Source organism: Mucilaginibacter sp., from assembly GCF_036383575.1.
Classification (GTDB): Bacteria; Bacteroidota; Bacteroidia; order Sphingobacteriales; family Sphingobacteriaceae; genus Mucilaginibacter.
This window is the reverse complement of sequence record NZ_DASVOB010000742.1, coordinates 1-4,270: the sequence shown is the minus strand read 5'-3', so window position 1 is coordinate 4,270 and position 4,270 is coordinate 1. Positions and strand designations below refer to the sequence as shown.

The 4,270-nt window shown below is 44.4% G+C and carries 3 protein-coding genes; all 3 read right to left on the bottom strand.

Translation table 11 applies throughout. From position 1 onward, the window contains the following. Positions 1-488, bottom strand: a 488-nt coding sequence (locus VF500_RS26640; protein ID WP_330862575.1) for an ABC transporter permease, incomplete at its 3' end; no start/stop codon positions are given. 221 nt (positions 489-709) lie between these two features. After that, positions 710-3,070, bottom strand: coding sequence for an ABC transporter permease (locus VF500_RS26635; RefSeq protein WP_330862574.1), 2,361 nt, complete (start codon positions 3,068-3,070; stop codon positions 710-712). A 253-nt stretch (positions 3,071-3,323) separates the two neighbouring features. Continuing rightward, positions 3,324-4,270 (bottom strand): ABC transporter permease (locus VF500_RS26630; protein ID WP_330862573.1); only part of this gene is annotated, 947 nt, incomplete at its 5' end.

The following is a 4,270-nucleotide window of genomic DNA, read 5'->3' as shown; positions in this document are numbered from 1 at the left end:
ATGGGATCGGCATCACCAAACAAGGCCTTTGCCAGTGAAGCGGAAAGTAAAACAGATGATGGGTCAGTTAAACCCGAGCGTGTGCCCTTCAGCATTTTTAAAGTAAGCAGATCTGGCGCTTCGGCCTGCATATAACTGCCCTCTTTAGTGAGTTTTTTATCGCCATAGGCCATAATATGCCCGAAGTTCCAGGAAGAAAGCACTACATATTTAAAATCGTGCTTGTAATCACTTCGCAACTTATAACCTAAAGGTATAGGCATAGCCGTTTGCGAACTTGTTACCCCATTAAAAGTTTGATTTTGCCAAACCTGAACTATCCGGTCATAATTATCGAAGTTTTTATTGTACGATAACTCATCCCAGATCCAAAGCCCTATGAGCATAGCAACAGCCATCCCCACCGATAGCCCCGTAATGTTAATAAGCGTATGTGCCTTGTTCTTAACAAGGTTTCGCCACCCAATGGTTAAATAATTTTTAAACATGATATTAGTTCAATATTCATTAGCTCATTAGTAACCTGCCACCATGTCATTGCGAGCGATAGCGTGGCAACCTCATCGCGCTTATGTCTGCACCTTTGCATACGTTTATTCATTAGCGACGAGATTGCCACGTCACCCCCCAATACACTATCCCCGCGTTGCTCCTCGCAATGACATGGTTTGTTTACTTTTATAAATCCCAAAAACCAACCTCTAATCACTTATTCACTCCTCAAATTCTTCACCGGATTTGCCAACGCCGCTTTTATAGCATGATAGCTTACCGTTAGTAAAGTGATCACCACGGCACCTATGCCGGATGCAGCAAAGATCCACCAGGTAATTGTCGACCGGTATTCATACTTGAGCAGCCAGTTACTCATGTAGTAATAAGCTGCCGGTATAGCAATGAATAACGATATGGTAACCAGTACCACAAACTCGGTTGAGAGCAAGCGCCACAGGTTGGCTACCGAAGCCCCGAGCACCTTGCGAACACCAATTTCCTTGATGCGCTGCTCGGCAACAAATGAGGCCAGTCCAAATAAACCAAGGCATGATATAAATATAGCTAACACCGCAAATATGGTGGCCAGGTTACCTATCCGCTGCTCATCCGAAAACTTGCTGGCATACTCATCGTCGTTAAATTTAAAGTCGAAAGGGCTGCCCGGATTATATTTTTTAAATACCGGTTCGATCTTTTTCAATGCATCCTGCATGGGTATAGTTGGCTTAACCCTTAAAGTTATAAAGTTAACCCAGCCAGGGATCATCATAAATATAGAAGCAACCGGCTTATTGTAGGGCGATTCCATCACCATATCCTTAACAACCCCGGTAACCAAATGAGGCTTGCCACCCCAGCGGATCACCTTACCTACCGGATCCTTAATACCGGTCATTTTCACTGCCGACTCGTTCATAATAAAACCGCCTGTATCAGTAGGGAAACTCCTCGAAAAATCACGGCCCTGGGTAATTTTCCAGCCTACAGTATGCCCATAATCATAAGTTATGGCAATTGAAGCAAAGGTTGGCTCAAATTTGGGGTCTTTACCTTCCCAATCAAAACCGCCGTTGCGCGCCCAGATCTCGTTTGTTGTACTGTTGGATTCGGCCATGTCTTCAACTGCGCCCGTCTGGATCAGGTCGTTTCGCATAGCTTCATAGTGCCCGTAAATTTCGGGGGTATTCATTTCGATAGTTAACAATCCTGCCCGCGAATAGCCGACAGGCCGGTTCTTGGCATATTGGATCTGCCTGAAAACAACAATGGTACCAATAATAAGCGTTATCGAAACCGTGAACTGTACAACAACCAGCACCTTCCGCGGCAGCGAAGCAAAACGACCAACCTTAAATGTGCCTTTCAAAACTTTTACAGGCTCAAATGACGACAGATAAAACGCCGGATAGCTGCCGGCAACAATACCGGTGAACAATGTAAAACTTAACACCATCAGCCAAAACCACGTATTGCCCCAGGGCAGTGCAATTTGTTTATCAGCAATGTGGTTGAATGATGGTAGCACTATCAAAATTATTACAAAGTTGGCCACCAACGCCAGGCAGGAAAATACTACAGATTCGCTCAGGAACTGGTTAACCAATTGTGAGCGTAAGGAACCGATGGATTTTCTGATCCCTACCTCTTTAGCACGTTTTTCACTGCGCGCGGTGCTCAGGTTCATGAAATTGATACAGGCCAGCAACAATACAAATACACCGATGATACCAAACAACCATACCATTTCAATGCGGCCCCCTACCGGTTTCCTGTTTTTAAAATCGCTGTACAGGTGCCATTTACTCATGGGATGAACCTGGATAGTTTCATCGTAGGATTTAAAATGCGCTTTGGTCACGTTACTTATTTTAGCCGAAACCTTATCAAAATCAGCGTTATCTGCCAGTTGAACATATAACGAACAACCATGATTATCCCAGGCGGCAGTTTGGGTGCTCCACCAGTTGTTTTTGTTAAAAAAAGGCATCAGGAACCGCGTTTCATAAAACGAGGTATTGCGCGGCAGATCTTCATAAACGCCTATAACCTTCAGGTTTGTTTTGTTATCAGCTTTAATGGTTTTATTAAGTGGATCGGCATCGCCGAAAAGTGCTTTGGCTACCGATTGTGATATGATCATTGATGATGGATCTTTAAAATCAGCATAACTGCCTTCAACCATTTTCAACGCCAGCATTGCCGGCATATCCGCTTCGGCCCAACCACCGGTTTGCGTTATTTTTTTATCACCCACGGCAAGAATATGCGCCGCCGACCAAAAAAGAGAGATCCGCTTAAAATCGCTGCCATAGCGGTTGCGCAAATCGGCACTCAACGGAACCACTGTTGATCGAAAAGTGATCACATCGTCGTTTCCTTTCTGGCTCACCATGATCTGCCCTACGCTGTTATAGGTACTGTGGTACTTATCAAACGACAGCTCATCCCAAACCCAAAGGCCGATAAGCATAGCCACCGCCATCCCTACCGATAAACCCGCAATGTTAATAAAGGCATGCACCTTGTTTTTAACAATGTTGCGGAACGCGATTTTAATGTAATTCTTTAACATATCATTTAGTTCATTGGTTCACTCGTTCATTAGTAATAAACGCTACATTTCATTGCGAGCGATAGCGTGGCAACCTTGTCGCGTTTAGGCCGACCGTGTTGCCTGGCGTTTATGCATTGGCGACGAGATTGCCGCGTCGCGCTTACGCACTACCCAACCTGCTCCTCGCAATGACATAGATTATATTATTTCTTAATTCCGAAATCGAACATTCGAAATCCGAAATCCCCTAACCTCTAATCTCCAACCACTATCACTCACTCCTTAAACTTCTCACCGGGTTAGCCATGGCTGCTTTCAACGTATGTAGGCTTACCGTTATAATCGTGATCACGAAAGCCCCTATCCCTGCCAAAGCAAATATCCACCAGCTTATTTGTGCCCGGTATTCATATTGTTGCAGCCATTTGTGCATGAAATACCAGGCCACAGGCATCGCTATAAATAAGCTTAGCAATACAAGCAGTACAAATTCGGCAGAAAGTAAGCGCCATAGCACAGTTACCGAGGCACCAAGCACTTTACGGATGCCTATCTCGCCGGTACGTTGCTCAGCTACAAATGACGCCATACCAAACAAACCGAGGCAACTGATAAAAATAGCCAACACAGCAAATGAGCTTGCCAATTGCCCGGTACGTTTTTCGCTGCCAAATTTCTGGGCATAGTCTTCGTCTACAAATTGATAGTTAAATGGCTGATCCGGGGCGTATTTCTTTAAAACGTCTTCAATTTTTTCAAGGGATTGGCCTGTTCCTGCGGTAGCATTTACCTTCATAAAAACGATCCTGCCGGCATCATTGCTTAAATGAAATATGGATGGCTGTACAGGTTGATAAGGCGAATCCATGATCAGGTCTTTTACAACACCAATAACATGGTAAGGCTGCCCGTTCCATTTAATGGTTTCACCTACCGGGTTCTTTAAGCCCATATATTTTACAGCAGCCTCATTGATAATAAAACCTGATGAATCTGTAGCAAAAGCCTTTGAAAAATCCCTGCCGCTCTTAAACTGCCAGCCGATCGCTTTACCATAATCATAGGAGATATCGATATTAGGGAATACAACCGCCACGTTAGGATCTTTCGCTTTCCAATCCAACCCGCCGCTAAACGTACCAATTGATGTGGTAGGACTGCCAGATTCGGCCATTTGAGTGATAGCGCCTGTTTTTAATAATTCATCTTTAATAACCG

What these genes read in the sequence shown, in the direction of transcription:
- VF500_RS26635 (WP_330862574.1), bottom strand. Translation starts at nt 3,070, where the DNA reads ATGTTAAAGAATTACATTAAAATCGCGTTCCGCAACATTGTTAAAAAC.